The sequence below is a fragment of the Nocardia sp. NPDC101769 genome (assembly GCF_044766925.1).
Taxonomy (GTDB): domain Bacteria; phylum Actinomycetota; class Actinomycetes; order Mycobacteriales; family Mycobacteriaceae; genus Nocardia.
This window is the reverse complement of sequence record NZ_JBIWMX010000017.1, coordinates 19,192-44,371: the sequence shown is the minus strand read 5'-3', so window position 1 is coordinate 44,371 and position 25,180 is coordinate 19,192. Positions and strand designations below refer to the sequence as shown.

Sequence of the window (25,180 nt, the reverse complement as noted above, 5' to 3'; positions counted from 1 at the left end):
TGCAGTTTCATTAACTCGCCCGACGCTACACTCGTCTCGCCACAAATGGAACTGGAGAACCGTTATGAGCCGCGACACCCGCGCAGAGGGCCGCGAGACGCCCACAGCGGACCATGCCGACCCGACCCCCGGCTCGGTCCGCCCGGGCGGGCGCACCGCCCGCATCCGCGAGTCCGTGCTGCGCGCCGCCGGTGACCTGCTCGCCGACCGCGGCTTCGCCACCCTCGATCTGGCCGAGGTGGCCGCGCACGCCGAGGTCGGCAAGACCACCGTCTACCGCCGCTGGCGCACCCCGGCGGGACTGGTCGCCGACCTGCTGGCCGACATGGCCGAAACCTCACTCCCCCACAGCGATACCGGCAGCCTGCGCGGGGACCTGCTCGCCAATGCGCGGCTGGTCGGGAAGACGCTCACCGATGCCCGGCAGGGCCGCCTCTTCCGGGCCGTCATCGCCGCCGCCACCAGCGACGACACCGCCGCCGCGGCCCTGCGCGCCTTCTACGACACCCGGCTGACCGAATGGTCCCCCTGCGTCGAGGCGGCCGTCGCGCGCGGCGAGGTCCCACCCGGAACCGATCCGCGCGCAGTGCTTTCCGCCGTCTCGGCCCCGCTCTACTACCGCCTGCTGGTCAGCGGCGATCCGGTCGACGAGGCGGCGATCAGCACGGCGGCGACGGCCGCCGCAGTCGCCGCGGAACAGGGCGTATTCGTCTCCGGCGCAGCGACATCCGCGCACCGGGCCCCGCGGACGCCCGCGACCTGAGGCCCGCGCGCGCCACCCCTCGCCGCGCCCGCGGGCCGCGCCCCGAGGCGCGGATCAGTCCCGGGTCCAGGACGGATCGCGGCCCGTCAGCCCGAGCACGCGATCGAACAGCGGAGCCTCCGCAGGAATGTCGACGACGGGACCGAAGAGCCCCGGAATCCCCTCGCGGGGCGTATCGCGCAGCATGCCGAGCAGCACGGCCAGATCGGCCGGGGAAGGATCGTAGGACTGCCCGGTCGCACGGGCCAGATCCCAGCCGTGGATCACCAATTCGTCCAGGGCGAACATGGCCATCTGCTGCGCGGGACCGAGCACCCCGCCCACCTCGGTCTCGCCGGACCAGGCCGCCGGCTCGCGCCAGGCGGCCACCAGGGCCTTCAGTTGCACGGAAATCCGGTCGCGCCAATCCTCGGGCAGCGTCCCGGCCCCGGGCGCCGGCGGCTGGGAGCGGCCGATCATCTCCTTGGTGGCGCCCTGCCGGAAGGCCTCGGTGAAGCCCACCACGTGAACGAGCATGTCGCGCACGGTGATCTCGGACGGTGTGCGGCGGTCGAAGTCGGCCTCGGAGATGGCGGCGACGACCGCCTCCACCGCACCCGCGGCGGCCTCCAGATCGAATGCCGGAGCTGTCATGGTTCCTCCCGGGGACATGCCGAACCACCCGGTGCGGCCCGGTCACCGATAAGGACGGGGCGGGGCTGCGGAATTCATCGCGGTGGCCCGGAATGTGCTTGCAGCGCGACGTCGCAACCGGTTCGTTAGGCCGTATCGGCGGCGAAAGACGCTGGTAGGGAGGAGAATTGATAGATGAAAGGTGATCGCGTGGAGATCGTCGTCGACACCGGCGACGGATCTCGGAACTACGAAATCATTGCCACCAGAGCGGGCCGCCGCATCGAGACCCGCATCGCGCGGGGAATCGTGGAGGTCAGCGAGGTGACACGAACCGGCAGCTCTGTCCGCACCGCCCGGTTCATGGCGGGCCGGGTGCTGGCCCTGGTCGAATACCCCGCCGAGGACGCGGCATTGCCGGGCGAGTGAGGCCTGGCGAGTGCTGCCGGACGGTTGCCGACCGGGGTGGAACAGGGGGATGCTCGAAGGTGCCCGGCTGCACGGCCGCCCACCTCGGCAGAGAGGAGCCAGCGATGATCGATCGCATCGACGCAGTGCCCGAGGCCGACTACGTAGAGCAGAGCACTCCCGCCTATGCGGCGGACGAGGTGAACTCCGAAACGCCGGAATCGGATTCCGAGATCACATCGCTGCCCGCCGACGACAATGGCTGGACCGCCTCCGAAGGGGACCTCGTCGAACAGGCGATCCCCGTGCCCCTGGACGACGACTACGACGACGAGGCCGGCAGCAGGTACTGACCCGAGGCCGTTCGCGTCCAACCTAATTCGATACGCCCGCCCGCACCGTCGCGTGCAGCTCTCGCAGGCTCGACCGCTCGGTGGCGACCTCCAGCACGCGCATCCCGTGCGCGTTGCTGGTCAGTTCGACGGCCAGCTCCGCCGGATCGACCTGCCGGTGCGGAATCCGGTAGGCGGCGCACAGCGCGGCCAGATCCATGCCGTGAGGGGTGCCGAAGACCCGCTCGAATACACCCGCGTACTGCGGGTCGCCCTGCTCGAGCAGTTCGAAGATGCCGCCGCCGTCGTCATTGGCGACCACGATGGTGAGGTCCTCCGGCCGCGGCTCGCCCGGGCCGATGAGCAGGCCGGACGCGTCGTGCAGGAAGGTGAGGTCGCCCATGAGCGCGACGGTGCGGCCCGGATGGGTGAGGGCCGCGCCGACCGCCGCCGAGACGGTGCCGTCGATGCCGGCCACGCCGCGGTTGGACAGCACCCGGACGCCGGGCCGCGGCTGGGAGACCAGCGCGGCGTCGCGGACCGGGTTCGAGGCGCCGAGCAGCAGCTGGTCGCCGTCGTGCAGGGTGTCCATCACCACGGCCGCGACATGCAGACCCGTCGGCTTCGGGTGTCCGGCCAGCTCCGCGCGCACCACGGTGACGGCCTTCTCGTTCAGATCCCGGCACAGCTCCAGCCACTCCGCCCGCGGCGCGCCGTGGGTGACCGCGCGGGTGCCGGTGCCCACCACATTGCCGGACACATCGGGCCAGCGCGGGCCGGTGGTCAGCGCGTACACGGTGATCTCCGGGTCCGACAGCACCCGCGACACCTGCCGGTGCAGCGTGGGCCGGCCGGTGATGATGGCCTGCCGGGGCCGCAGCAGTGGCAGTGCCAGCGGATGCAGCGCCGGGCCGTGCATGGGCGCGGTGGGTTCGGCGACCGTGGGCAGGGCCGCGAGTTCGGGGCGATGGCCCGCGCCGTGACCGGAGATGACCACGGTGTCCGGGGTCAGATCGATGTCCAGCGGGACATCGAGGGTCGCGTATTGCGTTGCCGTCCAGGGCTCTTCGTCTTGCCGGCCCGGGGGCAGCGGGTCACCGGCGGCCAGGTCCGGCACCAGCGGTTCGCGCAGCGGAATGTCGAAGTGCACCGGCCCGGCATTGCCGGAGCGGGTGCCGCGGGCGGCGGCCAGCACGCGGCAGACTGCGGAGCGCCACACGCTGTTCTGCTTCGAGTACAGATCGTCGCCGGGCTCGGTCTCGGCCAGCCCCAGGCTGATGGCGGCGCGGACCTGGCTGCCGAAGAGGCCGAACTGCTCGACGGTCTGGTTCGCCCCGGTGCCGAGCATCTCGTACGGGCGGTTCGCGCTCAGCACGATCAGCGGGATGCGGGCGTAGTTGGCCTCGAGGACGGCCGGGCCCAGATTGGCCACGGCGGTGCCGGAGGTCATGACGACAGGCACCGCGCGGCCACTGGCGGCAGCCAGGCCGACGGCCAGGAAGCCCGCGGAACGCTCGTCGATGCGCATGTGCAGCCGGATCCGCCCGGCCTGGTCGGCCGCCTGTAACGCGAAGGCCAGCGGCGCATTTCGCGATCCGGGGCACAGGACGACATCCCGCACTCCGCCACGCGCGAGCTCGTCGACGACGACGTGCGCCTGGGCTGTCGAAGGATTCACGCCTCCAGCCTCTCAGACAGCGGCCTGCCGTGCTGCGTCGGCCCGCTCACACCCGTGCCAGCAAGTTAGGGTTTGCTAACCTAATTCAATGGCGAAGCGCAGCAAGCATGTCAAGCCCGAGCACCGTGAGATCCTCACCGCGGAGGTCCTGGCCAGCAAACGGATCAGCCCCCATTTCGTCCGCGTCACCCTCGGCGGCCCGGGCCTGGCGGGATTCGCCGCAATGGGCTACGACCAGTGGTTCCGGCTGTTCATGCCCGGACGCGACGGCAACCTGCGCCTGCCCACCTCCGCGAGCAACCTCGGCTGGTTCGCGCAGTACCTGATGATGGGCAAGGAACACCGTCCGCTGGCGCGCAACTACACGGTGCGGGATTACCGAGCGGCCGGTTTCGGGGAGTTCGGCAGCACGGCCGAGATCGACATCGATTTCGTCTCACACGGTGACGACAGCCCCGCCTCCGCGTGGGCGAACAGCGCCACGCCCGGCTGCCAGGTCGGCCTGCTGGACGAGGGCATCACGTATCAGGCTCCCGACCACAGCGATTGGACACTGCTGGTGGGTGACGAGAGCGCGCTACCCGGGATCGCGGGCGTGCTGCGATCGCTGCCACGGGACGCCAGGGGCGCGGCGTATCTCGAGCTTCCATCCGCCGAGGACCGGCAGGAACTGGGCGAACCCGAAGGCGTACAGGTGAACTGGCTGGTCCGCACGGATCCGCACGGCGAGATCGGCGCACTGGCGGCGGACGCCGTGCGCGGGGCGGACCTGCCGGGTGCGGGCGTCTACGCCTTCGTCGCGGGCGAGCAGAAGCTGGCCGCGGGAGTGCGGCGGCAGCTGGCACAGGAGCGCGAAATCCCCAAGGCGGACATCACTTTCACCGGCTACTGGCGGGTGGGCAGGTCCCAGGGCTGAACCGGCTCACCGGCCGGAAGAAGGCGAGTGCCCCCGAACCACCTCGGCGGGCATTCGCTGTCCACGTGCGGCAGCGCCGCGGACCATGACTGTTCGCGGCCCCTCGCCGGGCCGCGAACCGGTCGCTCTTGATTAACCAGCGTGCTTCTGGACCAGGTCACCCAGGCGCGGAAGGGCCTCGGCGACATGCTTCTTCGCCGACGAGCGCATGGAGTTGTAGACCTTGGTCAGCGCCGGGCGCGAAGACGCCTCGGCCCGCGCGTCGGTCACCGACAGCAGCGCGTCGGCCACCTCGTCCTGCTTGGAGACCAGCAGATCGGCGAACGACCCGGCGCCACCGTTCTTGTACTCCACCCAGAACGGCTCCAGCTGCTCGACGAACTTGGGCGCGAAGGACTCCAGCGCGTCACTCACAATCGAGGGGCTGACCTTCTTGATCGCGGCGTAGCCGCCCTTGACGACGAGGCCCGACGCGCCGCCCTTGTCCGACACCTCCTCGTCAAGGACCTTCTCCGCGTCGGCGATGAAGGCCGGACGCTTGGCGTCATCGAGCAGGGATTCAGACAGTGCTGCAACCACTTTCAGGTTCCTCCGGATAGATTTTCGATGAACGAGCGCACGCAACTATACGCACCGGTGTCCCCGCACACACGATGCCAATGCGCTGCTACTGCCTCAGCAGCAACAGCACTGTAAGCCCTCCGCAATCGATTGGCAGCGTTTCACTTTCGGTTACCGATCGGTCGGAGTTCTCTCGGTACCGATAGCCAGCGTCCGGCCGAGCTTCGGACAACCCCGCCCGCTAACAATCAGCGCGCTTGTCGGATGGCCGAATTCCGCTGCCGGTACTCCGGGGTGACGCGCAAAACACCGCGCCGAACTGCGGTGGGCCTTCACCACGCCGGGAACCGGAACAGTATGTTCACTCCCGTGACCTTCAATGCGACGCTGTGGCGGCCCGTCCCGGGATTCGAGAACCTCACCGATATCACGTACCACCGGCACGTCGAGCAGGGCACGGTACGGATCGCCTTCGATCGCCCCGAGGTACGCAATGCCTTCCGGCCGCACACTGTCGACGAGTTGTATCGCGCTCTCGACCATGCCCGTATGAGCCCCGACGTCGGTGCGGTGCTGCTCACCGGGAACGGCCCCAGTCCCAGGGACGGCGGCTGGGCCTTCTGCTCCGGCGGCGATCAGCGCATCCGCGGGCGCAGCGGCTACCAGTACGCCTCGGGCGACACCGCTGACACCGTGGATGTGGCGCGCGCCGGGCGACTGCACATTCTCGAGGTGCAGCGGCTCATCCGTTTCATGCCCAAGGTGGTCATCGCGCTGGTCAACGGCTGGGCGGCGGGCGGCGGGCACAGCCTGCACGTCACCTGCGACCTCACCCTGGCCTCGCGCGAGCACGCGCGGTTCAAGCAGACCGACGCCGACGTGGGCAGCTTCGACGCCGGATACGGCAGTGCCTACCTCGCGAAGATGGTGGGCCAGAAGTTCGCTCGCGAGATCTTCTTCCTGGGGCGGCCCTACACCGCGCAGGAAATGCACCAGATGGGTGCGGTCAACGCGGTCGTGGATCACGAGCAGCTCGAGGACGTCGCGCTGGAGTGGACCGCCGAGATTCTCGGCAAGTCGCCGCAGGCCATCCGGATGCTGAAGTACGCGTTCAATCTCACCGACGACGGACTGGTCGGCCAGCAACTCTTCGCCGGTGAAGCGACCCGCCTGGCCTACATGACCGACGAAGCGGTCGAGGGCCGCGACGCCTTCCTCGACAAGCGCGAGCCCGACTGGAAACCCTACCCCTGGTACTTCTGAACTGACCTGACTCTCAGGGGCTACGCCCCCGGAAGCCCAGCGAGAATTCGGGGCCGCCGCCTCCGACCCCCAGGAAGTGCCACGCCGAACCCGGACCACAGCAAACAGCAAGCTGTCATGCTGCACCCATGGAGATACTGAGCAGTCGGGTAATCCTGCGGCCGCGCGACTACGAGCGGACGGTGGAGTTCTATCGCGACGCGCTGGAGCTGGCCATTGCCCGCGAGTATCCGGGTGGGACGGTCTTCTTCGCGGGGCAGTCACTGATCGAGGTGGCCGGGCACGGGCGCGCGGACGGTGCTCCGAGCGGGTTCGCCGGAGCCATCTGGCTGCAGGTGCGCGACTGCGACGACGCCGCCGCGGAACTCGCGCTGCGCGGGGTGCTCATCGACCGAGCGCCCGAGCGCGAACCGTGGGGATTGATCGAGATGTGGATCCGCGATCCCGAGGGGACGCCGCTGGTGCTCGTGGAGGTGCCGGCGAATCACCCGCTCCGGCGCGACATCCGAGGCGACTGAGCACAGCGGAACGCCCCTTAGCACGGCGGTAACTGTGAAATGCGTCCGGGGGCACCGGTTAACGGAGCGTAAAGAGCATGACGCAGACTGGTCGGCGTGTCTGCCGAACTGCTCGTTCTGCTGATCGTTGTTTGCACAGCCTTGGCATTCGACTTCACAAACGGATTTCACGACACCGCGAACGCGATGGCCACCTCCATCGCCACCGGTGCCCTCGCCCCGCGTACCGCCGTACTCCTGTCCGGAGCACTGAATCTGGTCGGTGCGTTCCTCAGCGTCGCCGTCGCCGCGACGGTCGCCGAGGGCATCGTCGACCTGTCGGAGGTGAGCGGCCGCGCTCTGCTGGACATCGTCTTCGCCGGACTGGTCGGCGGCATTCTGTGGAATCTGTTCACCTGGTTGTTAGGTTTGCCGTCGAGTTCCTCGCACGCCCTGTTCGGTGGCCTCATCGGCTCGACCATCGCGGCACTGGGCCTGCACGGGGTGATCTGGACGGCGGGCAGCAAGGGTGTGCTCGCCAAGATCATCATCCCGGCCGTGCTCTCCCCGATCGTGGCGGCGCTGGTGGCCTCCATCGCCTCGTGGGTGGTGTACCGGATCACCCGCGGCAGCAACGAGAAGACCGTCACCCGCGGCTTCCGCTGGGGACAGATCGGCACCGCCTCCCTGGTCTCGCTGGCGCACGGCACCAATGACGCGCAGAAGACCATGGGCATCATCTTCCTGGCGCTCATCGCGCACGGCTCGGCCAAGGCCAGCGATCCGCTGCCGCTGTGGGTCATCGTGTCCTGCGCCATCGCCATGGCCGCCGGCACCTGCCTCGGCGGCTGGCGCATCATTCGCACCCTGGGCAAGGGCCTGGTCGACATCGTGCCGCCGCAGGGCTTCGCCGCCGAATCCACCAGTGCGGCGATCATTCTCACCTCGGCCCACTTCGGCCTGCCGCTGTCCACCACCCAGGTGGTCACCGGATCCATCCTCGGTTCCGGCATCGGACGCCCGGGCGCGGAGGTGCGCTGGGGCGTGCTCGGCCGCATGGTGGTGGCCTGGGTGCTGACCCTGCCGCTGGCCGGTGTGGCGGGCTCGATCTGCTGGGCCATCCTGCACGGCCTCGGCGGCACGGCCGGCGTGCTGGTGGTGCTGGCGCTGCTGATCGCCATGGCCGCGTTCATCTGGTTGCGGTCCAAGCGCGCGGTGGTCAACTCGCACAACGTCACCGAGGAGTGGGGTGGCACGGCCGACCCGGCCACCGCGAACGGTCGAAGTGCCGCCCCCGCTGCTACCCGCAATGACGACACCGTCGGCATCGGCTAGGAGACCGCGATGCACACCCTGCTGCACAACCTCTCCGACCTGTGGCGAGTCATGCTGGCCGCCTTGATCTTCGGGGCCGGGCTGCCGACCGTGTTCGCCGTCGGCATTCGCTTCCGCTCCCAGGTCGACGACGGTGCGACCGGAGCCACCCGGACCGCCGCGCTGGCCGCGTCCCTGATCTGCTTCGCGGTGGTCATGATCACGGTGGTCGCCGGTGTGCTCTTCATCGCACGCGGCTTCCTGGCCTCCCGACTCGGAATTCACCTGCTCGGCGCGTGACGCCGCCTGATCGAAAGGCACGCTCGTGAGCACCCCCGAACGAACGAACCAGGCGGCCCCCGACCCTGCCCGCACCCCGCCGCCGCGGCAGAACGTCCTGCGGAAGGTGCTGGACTGGCTGAAAGCCGGATACCCACAGGGCATTCCGCAGTCCGACTATGTGGCGCTGCTCGCGGTCCTGCACCGGCGGCTCACCGATTACGAGGTGCACCTGGTGGTGGAGGAACTGATCCGCGAGCGGGTGGCCGCCTCCGATATCGAGCGCGCCGACATCGAGGCCGCGATTGCCCGAGTTGCCAAGGAGCAGCCCGGCGAGGACGATATCGCTCGGGTGGCCTCCAGGCTCGCAGCCGGTGGGTGGCCGCTGGCGACACCGACGTCCGACTGACCGCACGAGACCCTGCAGCATCGACATCCGGCCGCCGACCCCAGCGCGCGCCGCCACCCCACGGAATGACACGATCGCGAACGTGAGCAATACCCTCCGAATCCTCCCCATGCCCACCGGCGCAGCGGTGGGCGATGTATTGCCGCATCTGCGAGAAGCCTTGGAGGGCAACGGCCCGGCCTGGCTTCCGGTTCCCACCGCCGACCGCCGCGAGGCCCAGCGCCTGAGCGGAAGCCTGCGCCCCGGCGAGGAGATCGACGACGACGTGGCCCTGGTGGTCACCACCTCCGGCACCACCGGAAACCCCAAGGGCGCCATGCTCACCGCGGCCAATCTGCGGGCCAGCGGCGATGCCACCCACGAGCGCCTGGGCGGGCCCGGACAGTGGCTGCTGGCCCTGCCGACCCACCACATCGCGGGCATCCAGGTGCTGCTGCGCAGCATTCTGGCCGGCACCGAGCCCACCGTGCTGGACGTGTCCGGCGGCTTCCTGCCCGAGGCCCTGGTCGGCGCGATCGCCGGCATGCGCGGGCCGCGCCGCTACACCTCGCTGGTCCCGACCCAGCTGATCAAGGCCCTCGACGAGCCGACCGCCGCCGCGGCGCTGGCCGACCTGGACGGCGTGCTGGTCGGCGGCGCGGCCACCCCCAAGCCGGTGCTGGACCGGGCCCGCGCGGCGGGCATCAAGGTGTTCCGCACCTACGGCATGAGTGAGACCTGCGGCGGCTGCGTGTACGAGGGAGTACCGCTGACGGGCACCCGGGTACGCATCGAGGACGGGCGGGTGCTGCTCGGCGGCGACACCATCGCCAAGGGCTACCGCAATATCCCCGACCACCCCGCCTTCGCCGAACCCGGCTGGTTCCGGACCGAGGACGCCGGTCACCTCGACAATGGGGTGCTGACCATCACCGGCCGCCTCGACGAGGCGATCATGACCGGCGGTCTGCTGGTCATCCCCCAGGTCGTCGAGGCCGTCCTCATCACTCACCCGGCCGTCTCCGAGTGCGTAGTGCTGGGCCTGCCCGACGACCGCCTCGGCCAGCGCGTGGCCGCCGCCATCGTTGCGGCCCCGGGCGCCACCGCACCGAGCCTCGACGAACTGCGCGACCACGTGGTCGCCGAACTCGACGCCATCGCGGCCCCGCGCGAACTGGCCGTGCTGGACGAACTGCCGCTGCGGGGTCCGGGCAAACCCGACCGTGCCAAACTGCGACAGCTGCTGCTGGCGGATTCGACGCACTGAGCGGAGCGGGCCGGTCCGCTTCCACAGAGGTGATGGCCGCTTGCACCGCGGTGATCACCTCTTGCGCGGGGCACGCAATAGCCGTGCAAGGGGGGTGCAAGGCCGTCCCCGCAGGGTGTAGCCATGACTTCTTACACACCTGCTGAGACTCTCGCCATCGAGGCGGACGGCTTGGTCAAGGTCTTCGGGGAGCAGCGGGCCGTTGACGGCGTGAGTCTCGCGGTACCTCGGGGGGCCGTCTACGGCGTGCTGGGACCCAATGGGGCCGGCAAGACCACGACCATCCGCATGCTCGCGACGCTGCTCCGCCCGGACGGCGGCAGTGCCCGCATCTTCGGCCGCGACGTGGTCGCCGAGCCCACGGCGGTGCGGTCGCTGATCGGCGTCACCGGCCAGTACGCGTCCGTCGACGAAAAGCTCACGGCCACCGAGAATCTGGTGATCTTCTCGCGGCTGCTGGGCCTGTCGAAGACCGAATCGCGACGCAAGTCGGCCGAGCTGCTCGAGGAATTCGGCCTGACCGAGGCCGCCGACAAGGCGCTGGAGAACTTCTCCGGCGGCATGCGGCGCCGCCTGGATCTGGCTGCCAGCCTGATCGCACGGCCGCCGCTGCTGTTCCTGGACGAGCCGACCACCGGCCTGGACCCGCGCACCCGCGCCCAGATGTGGGACACCATCCGGCGGCTGGTGAGCGAGGGCTCGACCGTGCTGCTCACCACGCAGTACCTGGACGAGGCCGACCAGCTGGCCGACCGGATCGCGGTCATCGACCACGGCCAGGTCATCGCCGACGGCACCTCCGACGAGCTCAAGTCCTCGGTCGGGCTGTCCGCGCTGCAGCTGACGCTGACCGACCGCGACCGCATCGAAGAAGCGCGAAACCTGGTGGGCGAGATGCTGTCCCGCGCGGCGGGCCGGACCGTCGAGGCCACCATCACCCCCGAAGCGGGACGCATCACCGCACCGCTGCCCGATCCCAGCATCACCACCGACGTCCTGATCCGGTTGCGCGAGGCCGACATCCGGGTCGACGAGATCAATGTCGCCAAGCCGAGCCTGGACGAGGTGTTCTTCGCCCTCACCGGCCACGCGGCCGAGACCGACACCGACGAGACCGAACGGAGCGCGGCATGACCACGACTCTCCCCGCCCCCACCGGGCGGCACGCGGCCACGGCCGCGCCCATCCCCGAAGTGACCAACCATATTCCGCTCCGGCAGACCGTGGCCAATTCATTGACCATGGCCTACCGCGGCATCCTCAAGATCAAGCACAATCCGGAGCAGCTGTTCGACGTCACGATTCAGCCGATCCTTTTCACCGCATTGTTCGCCTACATCTTCGGTGGGTCGATCGGCGGCAATGTGCACGACTACCTGCCCATCCTGATTCCGGGCATCCTCGTCCAGACCGTCGTGCTGACCTCGGTGGTCACCGGCACCCAACTGCGCGAGGATATGGACAAGGGCGTCTTCGACCGGTTCAAATCCCTTCCCATCGCCCGCATTTCGGCGCTGGCGGGCGCGCTGCTCGCGGACATGGTGCGCTACGGCCTGGCCTGGTCGCTGACGGTGGTGATGGGCCTGATTCTCGGCTACCGCCCGGCAGGCGGGTTCGCGGGCGTGATCGTCGCAGGTTTGCTGGTGGTGTTCTGCTCCTTCGCGATCAGCTGGATCTGGGCGCTGATCGGCATTACCGGCAAGAGCGCGCCCGCGGTGCAGGGCATCTCCATGATGATCATGTTCCCGCTGACCTTCATGTCCGGCGCGTTCGCCCCGGTGTCGACCATGCCGGGCTGGCTGCAGGGCCTCAACAAGGCCAACCCCATCTACTACATGGTCGATGCGGCCCGAGAGCTGATGAACAGCAATGTCTACAGCTCCAACCTGGCGTACTCGATCATCGGCTCCATCGTCGTGATCGCGATCTTCGCCCCGCTCGCGGTGAAGGCGTACATGCGCCGCGCCTGACGCGGCCGCTCGCCCCGCGGTTGGGACGCCCGTCCACCGGTCACCGGTGGACGGGCGTTTCGCGTAGGGTGCCGTCGATCGCCCTCAGGTGTCCCATGATCCGGTCGGCGGCCGTGCGACGCCCCAGTCCCGCAACAGAATTCAGCGCGGCGATGATCCGCTCCTCCCCCACCGCGGCGCGGTGCAGGTCCAGGTGCCGCTGCCACTGCATCGACGGGTAGTCCTGGCGGCCGAATGCCTTCGCCGTCAGGACGATCAGGTCCAGACCGGACTCGACGTGCTGCCCGGTGGCCAGCAGATAGGTGCCGATCGCGCAGCTCATCGAACCGATCTGGGGTAGATCCCAGTACTGGCCGCCGATCAGGCGGACCGCGACATCGGTGAGTTCCGCGGCGGTCCGGTGCACCTGCTCGACGCGGCCGGACAGCACATGGGCATCGATGACGGCGGACACGAAAATCAGGGTCGCCGGGCCCGGCATTCCGACATTGTGCGGCCAGTCCATCAGCGCGGGCACCTGCCGGAAGCGACGCAGCCCGGTGTCGATATCCCCTTCGGCGAGTTCGATTTCCGCCAGTGCGGCCGCGACGGCGGCGATCCGGTGGTTGGGCTTGGTCACCGGTGCGTCGAGGGGCAGGTCGCCGACCACCCCGAGGGCCGGTTCGAGGGCCTGCCGGGCCGCGGCGGGCTGCCCGGTGCCCGCCAGCGTGATGGCCAGCAGGCCGCGGACCTCCACGGCTTCGTCCCAGGCCCGCAGTTCCTCGAGCAGGTCGACGGCCCGCCGGTAATACCCGACCGCCTCGGTGTAGCGCGCCGACTGGCCGTGCATGCTGCCGAGGTGCTGCGTGGTCATGGCGGTGCCCCAGGTGTCCCGGTCGCCGCTGATGCGCATGGCGATCTCGGCGTCCTTGATCGAGCGGTACGCCATGCCGTTGTTCTCGCACAGGTTCGCGCGCAGCAGCAGGGCCGCGAGCCGGATCTGCTCATTCGGTGACCGGACACCCGCGCTCAATCTCCGGGCCAGCTGCGTGGTGTTGCGGGACCGGGTGACCAGTTCGCCGAGATACCGTGCGACCGGGCTCATCGGCGCGCCCGACGCCAGAATGCGCCGGAGCGTGATCCGTACCCGCGCTACCGGGCGCAGGTCGGAGGCGCCGAACGTCAGGTGCATACCGAGCATCAACTGGCCGTGGATGTAGAGGTCGGTCTCGGCCGCGACGGCCGGAAAGGTCGTGGGCGGCAGGGCGATGACGCGCGGCGACCAGCTGATCAGTTCGGCGTGCGCGCCGCGCAACATCCAGAGTCCGGCCAGGGTCGGGAACACCGTGTGCACGGTCTCGGGATCGCGTTGGTCCAGCGCGTAGCGCAGCACGGCGATCAGGTTGTCCATGTCCGCGCCCAGGGTCAGGACCGCCGACACCTGTTCGGTGGTGTCGTACCGCCGCGCGGTGTCGACCGCGAATTCCCTGGCCCACTTCGACATTCGGTCCATGACCAGGCCGGATTCGCCGGTGAAGGCCAACTGCTCCTCACCGAACTCGCGAACGGTCTCCAGCATCCGATAGCGGGTGCCGCCCTCCTCGTCCTCCAGCACCGTCAGCAGCGACTGACTCACCAGACCGTCGACGGCCATGGCGGGATCGTCGATCTCGGGCCCGGCCAGCAGATATTCGGCGGCTCCCAGCGTGAATCCGGCGGGGAATCGGCACAGTCGGCGCAGTGCCACCCGCTGCGGCTCGTCGAGCAGGTTCCAGCTCCACTCGATCACCGCGTGCAACGTGCGATGACGCTGCGGAGAACTGCGATCTCCGCTGCGCAGCAGGGCGAATCGGTGGTCGAGGCGAGATTCGATCTCCTCGACGCTCATGGTGCGCACCCGCGCCGCCGCCAATTCGATGGCCAGCGGCAGCCCGTCGAGGTTGCGGCACAGCCTGGCCACCACCTCCGGATCCAGCCGCACCGACGGGCGCACCGCACGGGCCCGCGCCTCGAACAGATCGGTGGCGGGTGACCCGGCGGCGTCGATGGTCAACGGCGGCAACGGATATACCGCCTCCGCCGTGATCTGCAGCGGTGCGCGGCTGGTGGTGAGCACGGTCAGCTGATCGCTCACCCCCACCAGATCGGCGACCACCTCGGCCACCGGTTCGATGAGGTGCTCGCAGTTGTCCAGGATCAGCAGTACCGGGCGCGCACCGAGGGCCTCCCGCAGTTTCTGCCGGATATCGCGGCCACGCACCGGCCGCAGCACGTTCGTCTCCCACACGACATCGGCCACGCCGAGAGTGCTCGCGATGGCGGCCTCGATCTCGATGCGGGTTTCGGCCGCACCGTCGGATTCCGAACGCAGCGAGGCCAATTCCACCAGCATCACCGCGGTCTCGTGCGCCATCCGCGCACCCAGTTCGTTGGCGATCCGCGTCTTCCCGGTCCCGCCCGGCCCGAGCACGGTGACCACCCGCGAGGACCGCAGGATCTCCTCCAGCGCTCCCAGGTCGGCCTCCCGGCCCAGCAGCGGATTCGGCGCGGCGCGCAGTCCGATCGCGTTCTCGCCCACCGGTTCTCGCGCCTCTGCCGCCCGGGCGGATCCCGCCCCTCGGCCCAGTGCGCGCGCGTGACCCGACGAGCGGCCATCGATCGGCGCCACCTGACCGAAAGCCGCGGAACCGTCACCGGCGTAGCCGCTCCCCCCGGCCTCGCCGGGCACCACGGACAGTCTGTGCGCGGTGGCTCCGGCGGGCCCATCGGGCCGGACACCACTGCCGGCCGAGGGCGCGAATGCGCTGGGCCGGACCACCCCGGATTCGGGCGCTGCCGCCGAATGTCCTTGCGCGCCGGCCGTACTGCCGATCGGCGACACCGGCTGCCCGGGCAGGGGTTCACCGCGCAGGATGGCGGTATTCACCGCGACCAGCGCCGGGCCCGGGTCGGCGCCGAGCTGGTCGACCAGCCGGGTGCGCAGGGTGGCGAAGACGTCGAGGGCCTCGGTGGTGCGGCCTGCCGCGGCGAGCAGGCGCATGAGGGTGCCGTGGGCGGGCTCGTCCAGCGGGTCGGCGACAACGGCCTGCTGGGCCAGTTCGATGGCGGCGGGCAGGTCACCGACGGCTTCGCGGGCGGTCAGCTCCAGCGCGTCCAGCGCGCGGCGGCGGCTGGCCGCCAGGGTGGCGAGTTCCTCGGCGACGGGACCGGGCGGCAGGTCGGCGGCGGGTTCGCCGCGCCAGAGCGCGCGGGCCGCGGCCACGAAGTCCAGGCAGGCGAGGCCGTCGCCGGCGGTATGAGCTTGGCGGGCTTGCCTTTCCAGCTGCTGGGCCAGCGTCAGATCGACCTGCTCGGGTGCCAGGACCAGCCGGTATCCGGCGGGACCGATTTCGAGCGCGCCCTCGGGCAGCGCCGACCGCAGTCGCGAGACCTGGGTGTGCAGCGCGTTCATGGGCGCGCGCGGCGGGTCCTCGCCCCAGACGTCGTCGATGAGCGCCTGCGCGCTGCGACTGCGGCCGGGGTGCACGGCCAGTGCCGCCACCAGCAGCCGAGCCCGCGCGCCGGGTACGGCGGTCAGCCGGCCGTCGCGGCGCAGTGCGATCTCGCCCAGCAGGGCCACCAGGGTCGAGTCGCCCACGTTCGCCACCCGCGCGCTTCCCGTGCTGCTCGAACTGCCGTTGTGCGAATTCATTCCTTGCCAATCGTAGGTGAGCGGGCGGGCGGTCGCCGGATGCGCACGGCCGATGTCAGGCCGGTGCGCCGGACCCGGCTTACCCGACGCGCCGGGCCCGGCTCAACCGGATTTATCGCGGGCAAGGCCCATTCGGGGTCGGCAGCGCTTACGCTCATGCCATGGCCGAATTCGACATTCACCGGGAAACGGTCATCAAGGCCGATCCCGCACAGGTCCAGGCACTCGTCGACGACTTCCACCAGTGGCGCAAGTGGTCGCCGTGGGAGGACACCGACCTCGCCATGGAGCGCGTCTACAGCGGAGCCGATCGCGGCATCGGCGCCCGCTACTTCTGGAGCGGCAACCGCAAGGCCGGCCGCGGCGATATGGAGATCACCTCCGCCACCTCCGACGCCATCGGCATCAAGCTGCACTTCGAGAAGCCGTTCAAGGCGACCAACCAGGTCACCTTCGAATTCCGCCCGCAGGGCGACACCACCGCGGTGACCTGGCGCATGACCGGCACGCAGAACGGCCCGATGGCCATCATCGGCAAGCTGTTCCCGATGGATCGTCTGGTGGGCAAGGACTTCGAGAAGGGGCTGGCCCAGCTCAAGGCCGCGGCCGAAAGCTGACCGCGGCCCGCCCCGGCGTCGCCGGACACTCGGGCGGGCGCGACCGCCGACCCTCACACTAGGCTGCGAGGCATGGCTACAGCAGCACAGTGGATCGAGGGCGCTCGGCCGCGCACCCTCCCGAATGCCATCGCCCCGGTTCTGGCGGGCACCGGGGTCGCGGCCTCGATCGACGGGTTCGTGTGGTGGAAAGCGATACTGTGCCTGCTGCTTTCGGTGGCGCTGATCATCGGCGTCAACTACGCCAACGACTACTCCGACGGCATTCGCGGCACCGATGACGAGCGGGTCGGCCCGCTGCGGCTGGTCGGTTCCAAGCTGGCGGCTCCGGCGGCGGTGCGCAATGCCGCCATCGCCTGCCTCACGGTCGGCGCGGCCATCGGCCTGGTGCTGGTTATCACAAGCGCCTGGTGGCTGCTGCTGGTGGGCGCGGCCTGCCTGGCGGGGGCGTGGTTCTACACCGGCGGCCGGAACCCGTACGGCTACAGCGGTTTCGGTGAGATCGCGGTGTTCGTGTTCTTCGGCCTGGTGGCGGTGCTGGGCACCGAGTTCGTACAGGCCGGGCGGGTGGACTGGGCGGGACTGGTGTGCGCGGTGTCCGTCGGCGCGTTCTCCAGCGCGGTGCTGGTCACCAACAACCTGCGCGACATTCCCACCGATACCGAATCGGGCAAGCTCACCCTGGCGGTGCGTCTGGGCGACGCGCACACCCGCACCCTGCACCTGGTGCTGATCCTGATCCCGTTCCTCGCGCTCGCACTGCTGGTGTGGCGAAGCCCATGGACCCTGGCCGCGCTGGTCGCGCTGCCGCTGGCGATCCGCGCCAATGAGCCGGTGCGGACCGGCAAGAACGGTCCGGGATTGATTCCCGCCCTTGCCGGTACCGGTCAGGCGATGCTGGTCTGGTCGGCCGTGGTGGCCGTGGCGCTGGCCGTTGGCTGATCGACGGCCGGCCGGTCTCAGTCCCGGTCCGGGACCAGGACGCCGAGCACCCAGTTCACCAGGGAGATGATGACGCCGCCGAGCACGGCGGCCCAGAAGCCGTCCACGCGCAGGCCGTAATCCGTGGTGCCGGTGATCTTCGCGGTCAGCCACAGCATGAGCGCGTTGATCACCAGTAGGAACAGGCCCAGCGAGACCACGATGAAGGGGAATGAGAGCACCTTCACGATCGGTTTCACCAGCGTGTTCACCAGTGCGAACACCACCGTGATGGCCGCGATCACCAGGATCCTGCTCTGGGTGGTGTCCTCGGGGGTCTTGATCTCGATGCCGTTCACCCAGGCGGCGGCCAGCCAGATGGCCACCCCGTTGATCAGCAGACGTATCAGTAGCGTCATGCCCCGATCGTAGGACGAGATCATCTCGCGGGCCGGACATCCGGAGAGGGTGGTCGGGCCGCGGGCCGAATCAGGCTGCGCGGTCGAGATACCCGGACACCGCATCACGCAGGGCGCGCATCGCCTCGTCGTCGCCGAGCAGGCGGCGGGTGACGCCATTGGGCGCGCGCAGCACGGCCAGCATCATGTGCCCGGCCTCGATGCGGTTGTCCTTGCGCGACACCGCCTCACGCAGGGACAACTCGATGACCTTCTTGGATTCCTTGGTAAAGGGAATGTGGCCGCGCGGGCCGCCTTCGGCGCCCCAGTACTTGCCCCAGCGCGACTGCTCGGCGGGCACGGCCGCCTGGTCGAGGGCGTTCTCGCCGAAGGTGGCCTCCAGGCTCTCGCGCACGGCGTCGAGATCGATGCCGATGGAACGCAGGGCCGCCGCGTCCTCCGCACCGAGCGGCTCGCCGGTCCGCTTGCGGGCCACCGCGTCTCGCACGCCTTCGGCGGTGAGCCCGTGCGCCGCAAGGACTTCCCGCAGACCCCCGTCGGGGCTGGCGAGCAGACCCAGCAGCATGTGCTCGACCTCGATGGTCGACGAGCACAGGTCCCGGGCCTCCTCCTGGGCCATGACGACCGCGTATCTGGCTGCCTTGTCGAATCGTTCGAACATCAGCGGATTCCGCCCTTCCGGTTGTACTTCTGATGGACCGCCTGCCGACTGACCTCGAGCGCGTCCGCGATGGCCTGCCAGGACCAGCCCTGCTTGCGGGCATTGCCGACCTGAATGGCCTCGAGCCGCTCGAGCAACCGACGCAGTGCCAGCACCGCGCGGAGCCCGACCTGGGGGTCGGGGCTGCCGGCGGCGGCCGCCAGAGTCGTTGCCTCACTCATGAATGTCAATTTACGTTGACATTCACCGAGTGTCAACGAAAATTGACACAGTCGGAAAGGTGTTCGCCGTCAGCTGACATCACGTGACGGCTGGGAACCTGGAGCCGGAAGCGGGACTCGTTCAGTCCCACGGAATGAACGGCGCGTAGTCGCGCACACAGCCTTCGGTCCAGTCCCATCCCCGCCATCGGCACCGATCTCATCGAGCTGGTACACGAACCGCGCACGCCGGCCATCACCGAGTTGCGGATCAATGTGTGACGCACCCAATCGAGTTCGCAATCGTGACTCCTGGCGCTCGGCACCACGGTCGATCGGCCGACCGCGATGACCCGTCGGATGGTCCGCCAACGCCCCGAATCGTCAAGGTCTATTAACGCCCCCGGAGGCCCTATTACCCCGTCGAGGCTCACGAAAAACGCTGTGCCCGCTAACGATCCGAACCCAATCAAACCGTTTCGGCAAACAAGTAGCAATCTCTTGATGGGTGATCAACCGATATCAGCCGACCCGTCGTGCCGTGCGGAAACTATCCCGACCAAGTACCGGTGGCGATGAATTCGGTCAGCACCGCGGTGGGCTCGATCAAGCTCAGCCCCTGGTCGGCAACCCATTCGTCATTGAAATAGGTTCCGGCATAACGGTCTCCGCCATCACAGAGCAGCGTCACCACACTGCCGGTACGGTCTGCGGCGATCAGGTCGGCAATCAGGGCAAAGGCCCCCCACAGATTGGTGCCCGTGGACCCGCCCACCCGCCGGCCCAGCACCGCACTCGCATGCCTGGCGGTCGCCACCGAGGCCGCGTCGGGCACCTCGATCATGCAGTCCACCACGCTCGGCACGAACGACGGCTCCACTCGCGGCCGCCCGATGCCCTCGATCCGGGACGGCATTCCGGTCTGATAGTCCAGGTCGTCGACCTCGTAGCCCCCGTAGAAGGCCGAGTTCTCCGGATCCACCACGGCCAGCCGGGTCGCGTGCCGCTTGTAGCGCAGGTAGCGGCCGATGGTCGCGCTGGTACCGCCGGTCCCCGCGCCCACCACGACCCACTCCGGCACCGGGTGTGTCTCCAACGTCATCTGCTGGAAGATGGATTCGGCGATGTTGTTGTTGCCCCGCCAGTCGGTGGCCCGCTCGGCATTGGTGAACTGGTCCATGTAGTGGCCGCCGGTCTCGTCCGCCAGACGCGCCGCCTCCGTATAGATGTCGGGCGCGCGCTCGACCAGGTGACAGCGACCACCCTGGGCCTCGATGAGCGCCAGCTTCTCCGGCGAGGTCTTGGCCGGGACCACGGCCACGAAGTCCAGGCCCAGCATCCTGGCGAAATACGCCTCGCTGATGGCCGTCGACCCCGAGGAGGCCTCCACCACGGTGGTGCCCTCGGTCACCCAGCCGTTGCAGATGGCGTACAGGAACAGCGATCTCGCCAGGCGATGTTTGAGACTGCCTGTCGGATGGGTGGATTCGTCCTTCAGATAGAGCTGGACGCCCCACTCCGGCGGCAGGGGGTAGCGCAGCAGATGGGTGTCCGCGCTGCGCTGGGTATCGGCGTCGATGAGCCGGACCGCATTGTCGACCCAGCCCCTGGGTGCGCTGCGATCGCAGCGTTTCACTGCTCGTCCCTGCCCTGCAGCCTCGACATCAGTTGGTCACGATCCCGGCGGCGCTTGGCGTCCACCGCTCCGATGTCCTTGTTGACCTGGGTACGCAGCTTCTTGAACAGCAGCAGCGACAGCGGCATCGCGATGAGCAGCCCGAACAGCAGGGCCACGATGAGCGGAATGGCCACCTTCACCACGGCGGCCACGCTCATGATGATCGCGGTGATGACGGCGACCAGCCCGAGCCGGGCCACCGTGTAGATAGCCAAACTGCGTGCCAGGCGGCGGCCCGCACCTTCGGGCCGGGTTGCATCACTCACGCAGAACAGCGTAGGTGACGGGAGTTCGGGCGCCGCCGCGGCCCTCGCCCGGCAGAAAAATAAACCCGACCAGCCCGTATGTCGCTGATAGTTCGCTGCATCGGAGCCAAACGTGACCGTAAACACATAACGGATATCCGTTTTGTCTATTACTTCCCCTTTACCAAAGCGAGACCGTTCGAACACCCAGGGGGTGCAGTGCAACGATGTCGCTACTGATGAGGGATCTGTCGAAACGGAAAGGTTTGCGAATGACTGCGTTCACCGCGGCGAGCCGCGCATTGGGTTCCGTCAACGGCCAGGACACTCTGCTGACCCCAGGCCAGGTCGCTGCCCTGTTCCACGTCGATCCGAAGACCGTGACCCGCTGGGCTCACGCAGGTCGGCTCGGCTCCCTGCGGACTCCGGGCGGCCACCGCCGGTTCCGCGAATCAGAAGTTCTGCAACTCCTGCGGTCCCTCACCACCGAGGCCACCCGCGTGTAATACCTATTTCCCGCTTCAGGTGCCGCGGGTACGCACTCGGATTACCCTCGTTGTGAGGAGGTGAGCGACGTGACGTACCTGTTGGCACTCATCGCGGTAGTGGCCATCGCGATGCTGTGCTGGAAGGCTTTCGGACCCCAGCGATCGGCCGGCACCGGCCCAGCACCCGCTCGGCGCAACCGCGTAATCGGTCCCGAAGATGATCCGGATTTTCTCGCCAAGCTCTCCCGGGAGCATCGTGACGGCGAATCCCCCTGAATTACCGAAGCTCGCCAACCCGATAGCCATATAGACAGATGTGACCGTCCCCCGCGGATCCGCACCAGCGGACCTACGGGGGACGCGTCGTTTCAGGCGAAACGCACCTCCGGGATGGTGGCCATGAGCTCCTCCCATTCGGGGTACATCTCGACCTTGCGCCGATGCAGCGCCTGGATCTTGTCTGACAGCTCCGGATCCGGATCATCCGAAATGTCCGGGCCGATCACCAGTTTCGCGAAATGCGGCGCGATCTCCGGATCCCCGGCCAGATGTACCGGATCGTGCAGATACCGCTCCAACGCGGCCAGATCCTCGATACCCACACAGTAGGCATGGGTGAGGTCCTCGGCCGGATCCCCCAGGCTCTGCCCGACCGTCGCGAAACTCACCGACTCCACCGACGCGGTGCGGCGCATTGCCGCGAGTACCTCGGCCCGCTGCTGCTCGGTGGACTCGTCGCGGAATCGGAACCGCAGGACGTGAACGATCATGCCAACTCCTTCGTCTGAACTGACCAGTTCAATATTTAGAACCGGTGGATTCAGTAGACAGGATTGAACCCATGAGTTCAATAGGACGAACACACCGGTAGCATGGCGAGGTGACCACAGTGAAGGCGAGCCGCGGCCGCATCGACAAGCGGCAGGCCATTCTCACGGCGGCCCTGACAGTTTTCGCGCGACGCGGCTACGCCCAGGCCTGTGTGCAGGAGATCGCCGACGCGGCATCCGTCGCCAAACCGACGGTCTACAACCACCTCACCGACAAGGAAACCCTGTTCCGCGCGGCGATGTCGGCGGCCGCGGACGCCGTCGGGGAGCAGGCCCTGGGCGCGCTCGAACCACTGCGCGAGCCCAGCGGCGATCTCGCCACCGCCTTCGGCGAGACCTCCGCCCTGCTGCTGCAGGCCTGCTCGGACGAGCGCGCGCTCGCCCTGCACCGGCTCACCTACGCCCAGGCGGGCGACTTCCCCGATCTGGCCGAGACCGTCCTGGACCGCACCACGATCCGGCTCCGCGACGCGCTCGCCGACCGGCTGGCCCGGCTCGCGCTGGCCGGACGGCTGCGCCACAGCGACCCGGCGGTCGCCGCCGAGCAGTTCCTGGCGCTGCTGAGCGGTCCACTGGAAGCGCGCTCGCGCCAGGGCAATCGGGCCGTCGGCGCGGCCGAACTCCAGGCCGTCGCCGACGCGGCCGTGGACACGTTCCTGCGGGCCTACCGCCCCTGAGCGCCCGGCGCGAAGCGGTGGCGGACGAGATCGGTTGCGGCGCGCGCCATTCGGTCGAAGGGCTCGATCTCGCCCGCTGCACGGCAGAGCACGTGGGCGCCCTGCAGCAGGGTGAGCAGGGTGGTCGCCAGGTCCGCGGCGGCGGCCGGGTCCGCGCCGGCGACGGTCAGGCGCTCGGCGAGAGTTGTTGTCCAGGAATCGAATGCGGTGGCGGCCACGGTGCGCAGGTCGCCGCTGTCGGGGTCCACGGTGACGGCGGCGACGGCGCAGCCCGCGCCGTCGGCCGAGGCGGCCACCACCGGGCGGACCAGGGCCAGGAAGGACTCGACCAGGGTCACCGGGTCGGCGGCCGGTAGCGCGGCCAGGCGCTCGCGCACCTGGTCGCCGTTGCGGGCGGCGGCCGTCGCCACCAGTTCGGCCTTGCCGCCGGGGAAGTGGTGGTAGATCGCGCCGCGCGCGGCGCCGCTGGCGTCCAGGACCGCGGTGAAGGACATGCCCGCGACACCCTTCTTCTGCAGCGCGTCGATGGCCGCGTCGATCATCCGATCCCGCGTGGTCGCCGCCATTCTTCCTCCCGCCGTTGACTAGTACGACCATCCTAGTACACACTCGACTCGCTAGTACGTACGTACTAGCACTCAGAGAACGGAGAGCCCAGTGCCCATCACCGTGACCGCACCGCGCGGCGTCCTCACCGCCCGCGGTGAACGCGAGATCCTGCCCGCCCTCACCGCGGCCCTGGCCGAGGTCAGCGGCGGCGCCGACAATGACTTCTTCACCGGAATCATCGGCGGCAGCGTGCACCTGCTGCCGCCGGAGGACATCTACGCGGGCGGCGAGAATCGGCCGATCGTCATGGTCGAACTCAAGCTGCCCAATATCGGCCTGCCCGACCCGGACGCCCGCGCGGCCTTCATCACCGCCGCCACCAACATCGTCGCGGGGCTCACCGCCGCAGGCCATCGGCGCGAGGACATCTGGGTCAATATCCTCAATGCCCTCGACGGCGCCTGGGGCATCGGCGGCCGCGCATACACCGGCGAGGCGCTGATCGCCGCGGTCACCGCGGCCGCCAACTGACGACGGTCCGGGCGGGTGCGCAGTACCGCGCCCGCCCGGACCGTCCGGAATCCGATCCCCGTCAGTGGCTGACGGCGTCCTCTTCCGCCTTGCGCCTGAGGTTTTCGGCGACCTCCGCCTCCCACGCCTCATTGGCCTTGGCGGTGTCGACCTCGAACTCGAAGCGCTGCACCGACTTCGGGTCGATGTCGGCGACGTCCACGTAGAACTGCTCGTACCACCGGCGCAGCTGGTAGACCGGGCCGTCCTCCTCGGTCAGCAGCGGATTCTCGATCTTGGACTTGTGTTTCCAGATCTCGACGTCCTGCAGGAAGCCCTCGCCGATGCCGACGGTCATCCTCTTCGCGATCCGATCGGCCGCGACATCGTCCACGCCCTGCGGCTTGCGCACGGACATGCCGTACTGCAGCACGAACGCGTCCTGCGAGATCGGGTAGTGGCAGTTGATCAGTACGGTCTCGAGCTCGAACCCGCTGTAGTTGTTGACGAGCGGATTGACCATGTAGGACGGCCCGAAGTAGGAGGCCACCGACTTCAGCGTCGAATTCCCGCCGTACTGCGTGGCCATGCCCTTGTCCGGGCGCGCCGTGGAGTCCAGGAACTGGGTGGCGACGTGGCCCTCGAAGACGTTCTTGAAGAACGTCGGATATGCGTAGTGGATGTAGAAGAAATGGGCCATGTCCACGACGTTGTCGATGATCTCGCGGCAGTTGGAGCCCTCGATCACCATGGACTCCCAGGTCCACTCGGTCCAGCCGTCGGCGAGTCCCTCGGTGCCCTTGCCCTCGGCATCGGTGTACGGGCCCTCGATGTAGGGGATCGTCACCTCGTCCGGCGGCGGGTTGCCCTCGTGGTCGTGCCACACGAAGAGCTGGTCGTTGCGCTCCAACGTGATCCACGACCGCGTCCGCGCCAGCGGCGGCACCCGCCGTGCGTACGGAATCCCGGTGCACTTCCCATTGCCGCCCCAGCGCCAGTCATGGAACGGGCAGGCGATGGAATCACCTTTGATCTCGCCCATGCTCAGGTCGCCGCCCAGGTGCCGGCAGTAGGAGTCGAGCACGTGCAGCTCACCCTTGCTGTCGGCGAAGACCACCAGCTTGGTCCCGAATGCGGAGATCTGATGCGGCTTCCCGTCCCGGAACGACTTAGCGAGCCCGAGGCAATGCCATCCGCGTGCGTACCGCGTGGGCGCCTCGCCCACGTCGATCTCCCGCACCTTCCGAACCCGACCCTGCGGCGCCATTGCCATGACGAGCCCCTTCACTAAAAACTAGAACGTGTTCTAATCACGGTCGCTTAATACGGTACAGCCCCTGAGCACCGATCGGAAGTTCCCGGGATTTGGTTCTCGTCATGCGGACGGGCACCTCGAGTCGATCAGGTAGTCGGACGTACGTGACTCGGATAACATGTGACACGACATAGATGTCGTGTAATATAGTG

At 68.7% G+C, this 25,180-nt stretch carries 30 protein-coding genes; 18 read left to right on the top strand and 12 right to left on the bottom strand.

Translation table 11 applies throughout. The annotated features are described in order from the left end of the window. Window positions 1–64 precede the first annotated feature (64 nt). Window positions 65–763, top strand: a complete 699-nt coding sequence (locus tag ACIRRA_RS25230) for a TetR/AcrR family transcriptional regulator (protein ID WP_402772610.1) — start codon at window positions 65–67, stop codon at window positions 761–763. Between the two features lie 54 nt (window positions 764–817). Here ACIRRA_RS25230 and ACIRRA_RS25225 read toward each other — a convergent pair whose 3' ends face one another. Beyond that, entirely contained in the window at window positions 818–1,396 is a 579-nt protein-coding gene (locus tag ACIRRA_RS25225; RefSeq protein WP_402772608.1) for a TIGR03086 family metal-binding protein, read from the bottom strand. A 174-nt stretch (window positions 1,397–1,570) separates the two neighbouring features. Between ACIRRA_RS25225 and ACIRRA_RS25220 the strand changes: the two genes are divergently transcribed. Continuing rightward, window positions 1,571–1,804: a hypothetical protein gene (locus ACIRRA_RS25220; RefSeq protein ID WP_402772606.1), complete on the top strand. Its 234-nt coding sequence runs from the start codon at window positions 1,571–1,573 to the stop codon at window positions 1,802–1,804. A gap of 104 nt (window positions 1,805–1,908) precedes the next feature. Further along, window positions 1,909–2,136, top strand: coding sequence for a hypothetical protein (locus tag ACIRRA_RS25215; protein WP_402772605.1), 228 nt, complete (start codon window positions 1,909–1,911; stop codon window positions 2,134–2,136). 22 nt (window positions 2,137–2,158) lie between these two features. Here ACIRRA_RS25215 and menD read toward each other — a convergent pair whose 3' ends face one another. Next, a complete protein-coding gene (gene menD / locus ACIRRA_RS25210; RefSeq protein WP_402772603.1) occupies window positions 2,159–3,793 on the bottom strand; it encodes a 2-succinyl-5-enolpyruvyl-6-hydroxy-3-cyclohexene-1-carboxylic-acid synthase in 1,635 nt (544 codons plus the stop codon). A gap of 88 nt (window positions 3,794–3,881) precedes the next feature. Here menD and ACIRRA_RS25205 point away from each other — a divergent pair, with 88 nt between their 5' ends. Continuing rightward, complete coding sequence (locus ACIRRA_RS25205; protein WP_402772600.1) at window positions 3,882–4,709, top strand: siderophore-interacting protein; 828 nt, start codon at window positions 3,882–3,884, stop codon at window positions 4,707–4,709. A gap of 132 nt (window positions 4,710–4,841) precedes the next feature. On the opposite strand, the gene ACIRRA_RS25200 is transcribed toward ACIRRA_RS25205, so the two are convergent. Then, a complete protein-coding gene (locus tag ACIRRA_RS25200; protein WP_402772597.1) occupies window positions 4,842–5,288 on the bottom strand; it encodes a DUF6918 family protein in 447 nt (148 codons plus the stop codon). Between the two features lie 351 nt (window positions 5,289–5,639). Between ACIRRA_RS25200 and ACIRRA_RS25195 the strand changes: the two genes are divergently transcribed. The 8 genes from ACIRRA_RS25195 to ACIRRA_RS25160 all read left to right on the top strand — a co-directional run bounded on the left by ACIRRA_RS25195 (window position 5,640) and on the right by ACIRRA_RS25160 (window position 12,248). Next, the gene (locus ACIRRA_RS25195) at window positions 5,640–6,533 is read left to right on the top strand and encodes a 1,4-dihydroxy-2-naphthoyl-CoA synthase (RefSeq protein ID WP_402772595.1); all 894 of its coding nucleotides are present in this window, start codon (window positions 5,640–5,642) and stop codon (window positions 6,531–6,533) included. A 128-nt stretch (window positions 6,534–6,661) separates the two neighbouring features. Beyond that, on the top strand, window positions 6,662–7,051 hold the full coding sequence (locus ACIRRA_RS25190) for a VOC family protein (protein ID WP_402772592.1): 390 nt from the start codon (window positions 6,662–6,664) through the stop codon (window positions 7,049–7,051). A 96-nt stretch (window positions 7,052–7,147) separates the two neighbouring features. After that, complete coding sequence (locus ACIRRA_RS25185; protein ID WP_402772589.1) at window positions 7,148–8,365, top strand: anion permease; 1,218 nt, start codon at window positions 7,148–7,150, stop codon at window positions 8,363–8,365. A gap of 9 nt (window positions 8,366–8,374) precedes the next feature. Further along, window positions 8,375–8,644 (top strand): hypothetical protein, encoded by a 270-nt coding sequence (locus ACIRRA_RS25180; protein ID WP_402772586.1) that lies wholly within the window; start codon window positions 8,375–8,377, stop codon window positions 8,642–8,644. 25 nt (window positions 8,645–8,669) lie between these two features. Further along, a complete protein-coding gene (locus ACIRRA_RS25175; protein ID WP_402772583.1) occupies window positions 8,670–9,032 on the top strand; it encodes a DUF3349 domain-containing protein in 363 nt (120 codons plus the stop codon). Between the two features lie 109 nt (window positions 9,033–9,141). Further along, complete coding sequence (gene menE, locus ACIRRA_RS25170; RefSeq protein ID WP_402772855.1) at window positions 9,142–10,278, top strand: o-succinylbenzoate--CoA ligase; 1,137 nt, start codon at window positions 9,142–9,144, stop codon at window positions 10,276–10,278. 123 nt (window positions 10,279–10,401) lie between these two features. After that, the gene (locus ACIRRA_RS25165) at window positions 10,402–11,412 is read left to right on the top strand and encodes an ATP-binding cassette domain-containing protein (RefSeq protein WP_402772580.1); all 1,011 of its coding nucleotides are present in this window, start codon (window positions 10,402–10,404) and stop codon (window positions 11,410–11,412) included. Beyond that, window positions 11,409–12,248: an ABC transporter permease gene (locus ACIRRA_RS25160; RefSeq protein WP_402772577.1), complete on the top strand. Its 840-nt coding sequence runs from the start codon at window positions 11,409–11,411 to the stop codon at window positions 12,246–12,248. The genes ACIRRA_RS25165 and ACIRRA_RS25160 overlap by 4 nt, the downstream gene beginning before the upstream one ends. 40 nt (window positions 12,249–12,288) lie before the next feature. Here ACIRRA_RS25160 and ACIRRA_RS25155 read toward each other — a convergent pair whose 3' ends face one another. Then, complete coding sequence (locus tag ACIRRA_RS25155) at window positions 12,289–15,918, bottom strand: AfsR/SARP family transcriptional regulator (protein WP_402772574.1); 3,630 nt, start codon at window positions 15,916–15,918, stop codon at window positions 12,289–12,291. Window positions 15,919–16,079: 161 nt separating this feature from the next. On the opposite strand from ACIRRA_RS25155, the gene ACIRRA_RS25150 reads away from it, so the two are divergent. After that, complete coding sequence (locus ACIRRA_RS25150) at window positions 16,080–16,535, top strand: SRPBCC family protein (RefSeq protein ID WP_402772571.1); 456 nt, start codon at window positions 16,080–16,082, stop codon at window positions 16,533–16,535. A 72-nt stretch (window positions 16,536–16,607) separates the two neighbouring features. After that, window positions 16,608–17,477, top strand: a complete 870-nt coding sequence (locus tag ACIRRA_RS25145) for a 1,4-dihydroxy-2-naphthoate polyprenyltransferase (protein WP_402772568.1) — start codon at window positions 16,608–16,610, stop codon at window positions 17,475–17,477. 17 nt (window positions 17,478–17,494) lie between these two features. Here ACIRRA_RS25145 and ACIRRA_RS25140 read toward each other — a convergent pair whose 3' ends face one another. From ACIRRA_RS25140 to ACIRRA_RS25120, 5 genes are all read right to left on the bottom strand, one after another. Further along, window positions 17,495–17,875 (bottom strand): phage holin family protein, encoded by a 381-nt coding sequence (locus ACIRRA_RS25140; protein WP_402772565.1) that lies wholly within the window; start codon window positions 17,873–17,875, stop codon window positions 17,495–17,497. A 70-nt stretch (window positions 17,876–17,945) separates the two neighbouring features. Then, window positions 17,946–18,536: a Clp protease N-terminal domain-containing protein gene (locus tag ACIRRA_RS25135; protein ID WP_402772562.1), complete on the bottom strand. Its 591-nt coding sequence runs from the start codon at window positions 18,534–18,536 to the stop codon at window positions 17,946–17,948. Then, window positions 18,536–18,757, bottom strand: coding sequence for a hypothetical protein (locus tag ACIRRA_RS25130; protein WP_040813561.1), 222 nt, complete (start codon window positions 18,755–18,757; stop codon window positions 18,536–18,538). Before ACIRRA_RS25130 ends, ACIRRA_RS25135 begins: the two co-directional genes overlap by 1 nt. Before the next feature lie 529 nt (window positions 18,758–19,286). Then, entirely contained in the window at window positions 19,287–20,372 is a 1,086-nt protein-coding gene (locus ACIRRA_RS25125; protein ID WP_402772559.1) for a PLP-dependent cysteine synthase family protein, read from the bottom strand. Next, a complete protein-coding gene (locus tag ACIRRA_RS25120; protein WP_402772556.1) occupies window positions 20,369–20,680 on the bottom strand; it encodes a DUF4229 domain-containing protein in 312 nt (103 codons plus the stop codon). The genes ACIRRA_RS25125 and ACIRRA_RS25120 overlap by 4 nt, the downstream gene beginning before the upstream one ends. 251 nt (window positions 20,681–20,931) lie before the next feature. On the opposite strand from ACIRRA_RS25120, the gene ACIRRA_RS25115 reads away from it, so the two are divergent. Together ACIRRA_RS25115 and ACIRRA_RS25110 are read left to right on the top strand one after the other, a co-directional pair. Further along, entirely contained in the window at window positions 20,932–21,165 is a 234-nt protein-coding gene (locus ACIRRA_RS25115; RefSeq protein ID WP_051152909.1) for a BldC family transcriptional regulator, read from the top strand. Between the two features lie 69 nt (window positions 21,166–21,234). Beyond that, on the top strand, window positions 21,235–21,423 hold the full coding sequence (locus ACIRRA_RS25110) for a hypothetical protein (protein WP_402772553.1): 189 nt from the start codon (window positions 21,235–21,237) through the stop codon (window positions 21,421–21,423). A 92-nt stretch (window positions 21,424–21,515) separates the two neighbouring features. On the opposite strand, the gene ACIRRA_RS25105 is transcribed toward ACIRRA_RS25110, so the two are convergent. After that, window positions 21,516–21,917, bottom strand: coding sequence for a Dabb family protein (locus ACIRRA_RS25105; RefSeq protein WP_402772550.1), 402 nt, complete (start codon window positions 21,915–21,917; stop codon window positions 21,516–21,518). Window positions 21,918–22,027: 110 nt separating this feature from the next. On the opposite strand from ACIRRA_RS25105, the gene ACIRRA_RS25100 reads away from it, so the two are divergent. Next, window positions 22,028–22,654, top strand: coding sequence for a TetR/AcrR family transcriptional regulator (locus ACIRRA_RS25100; RefSeq protein WP_402772547.1), 627 nt, complete (start codon window positions 22,028–22,030; stop codon window positions 22,652–22,654). Here ACIRRA_RS25100 and ACIRRA_RS25095 read toward each other — a convergent pair. Beyond that, window positions 22,642–23,220 (bottom strand): TetR/AcrR family transcriptional regulator, encoded by a 579-nt coding sequence (locus ACIRRA_RS25095; protein ID WP_402772544.1) that lies wholly within the window; start codon window positions 23,218–23,220, stop codon window positions 22,642–22,644. The genes ACIRRA_RS25100 and ACIRRA_RS25095 overlap by 13 nt on opposite strands. 91 nt (window positions 23,221–23,311) lie before the next feature. Between ACIRRA_RS25095 and ACIRRA_RS25090 the strand changes: the two genes are divergently transcribed. Continuing rightward, complete coding sequence (locus ACIRRA_RS25090; protein ID WP_402772541.1) at window positions 23,312–23,734, top strand: hypothetical protein; 423 nt, start codon at window positions 23,312–23,314, stop codon at window positions 23,732–23,734. A 61-nt stretch (window positions 23,735–23,795) separates the two neighbouring features. On the opposite strand, the gene ACIRRA_RS25085 is transcribed toward ACIRRA_RS25090, so the two are convergent. After that, complete coding sequence (locus ACIRRA_RS25085) at window positions 23,796–24,986, bottom strand: Rieske 2Fe-2S domain-containing protein (protein WP_402772538.1); 1,191 nt, start codon at window positions 24,984–24,986, stop codon at window positions 23,796–23,798. Window positions 24,987–25,180 lie beyond the last annotated feature (194 nt).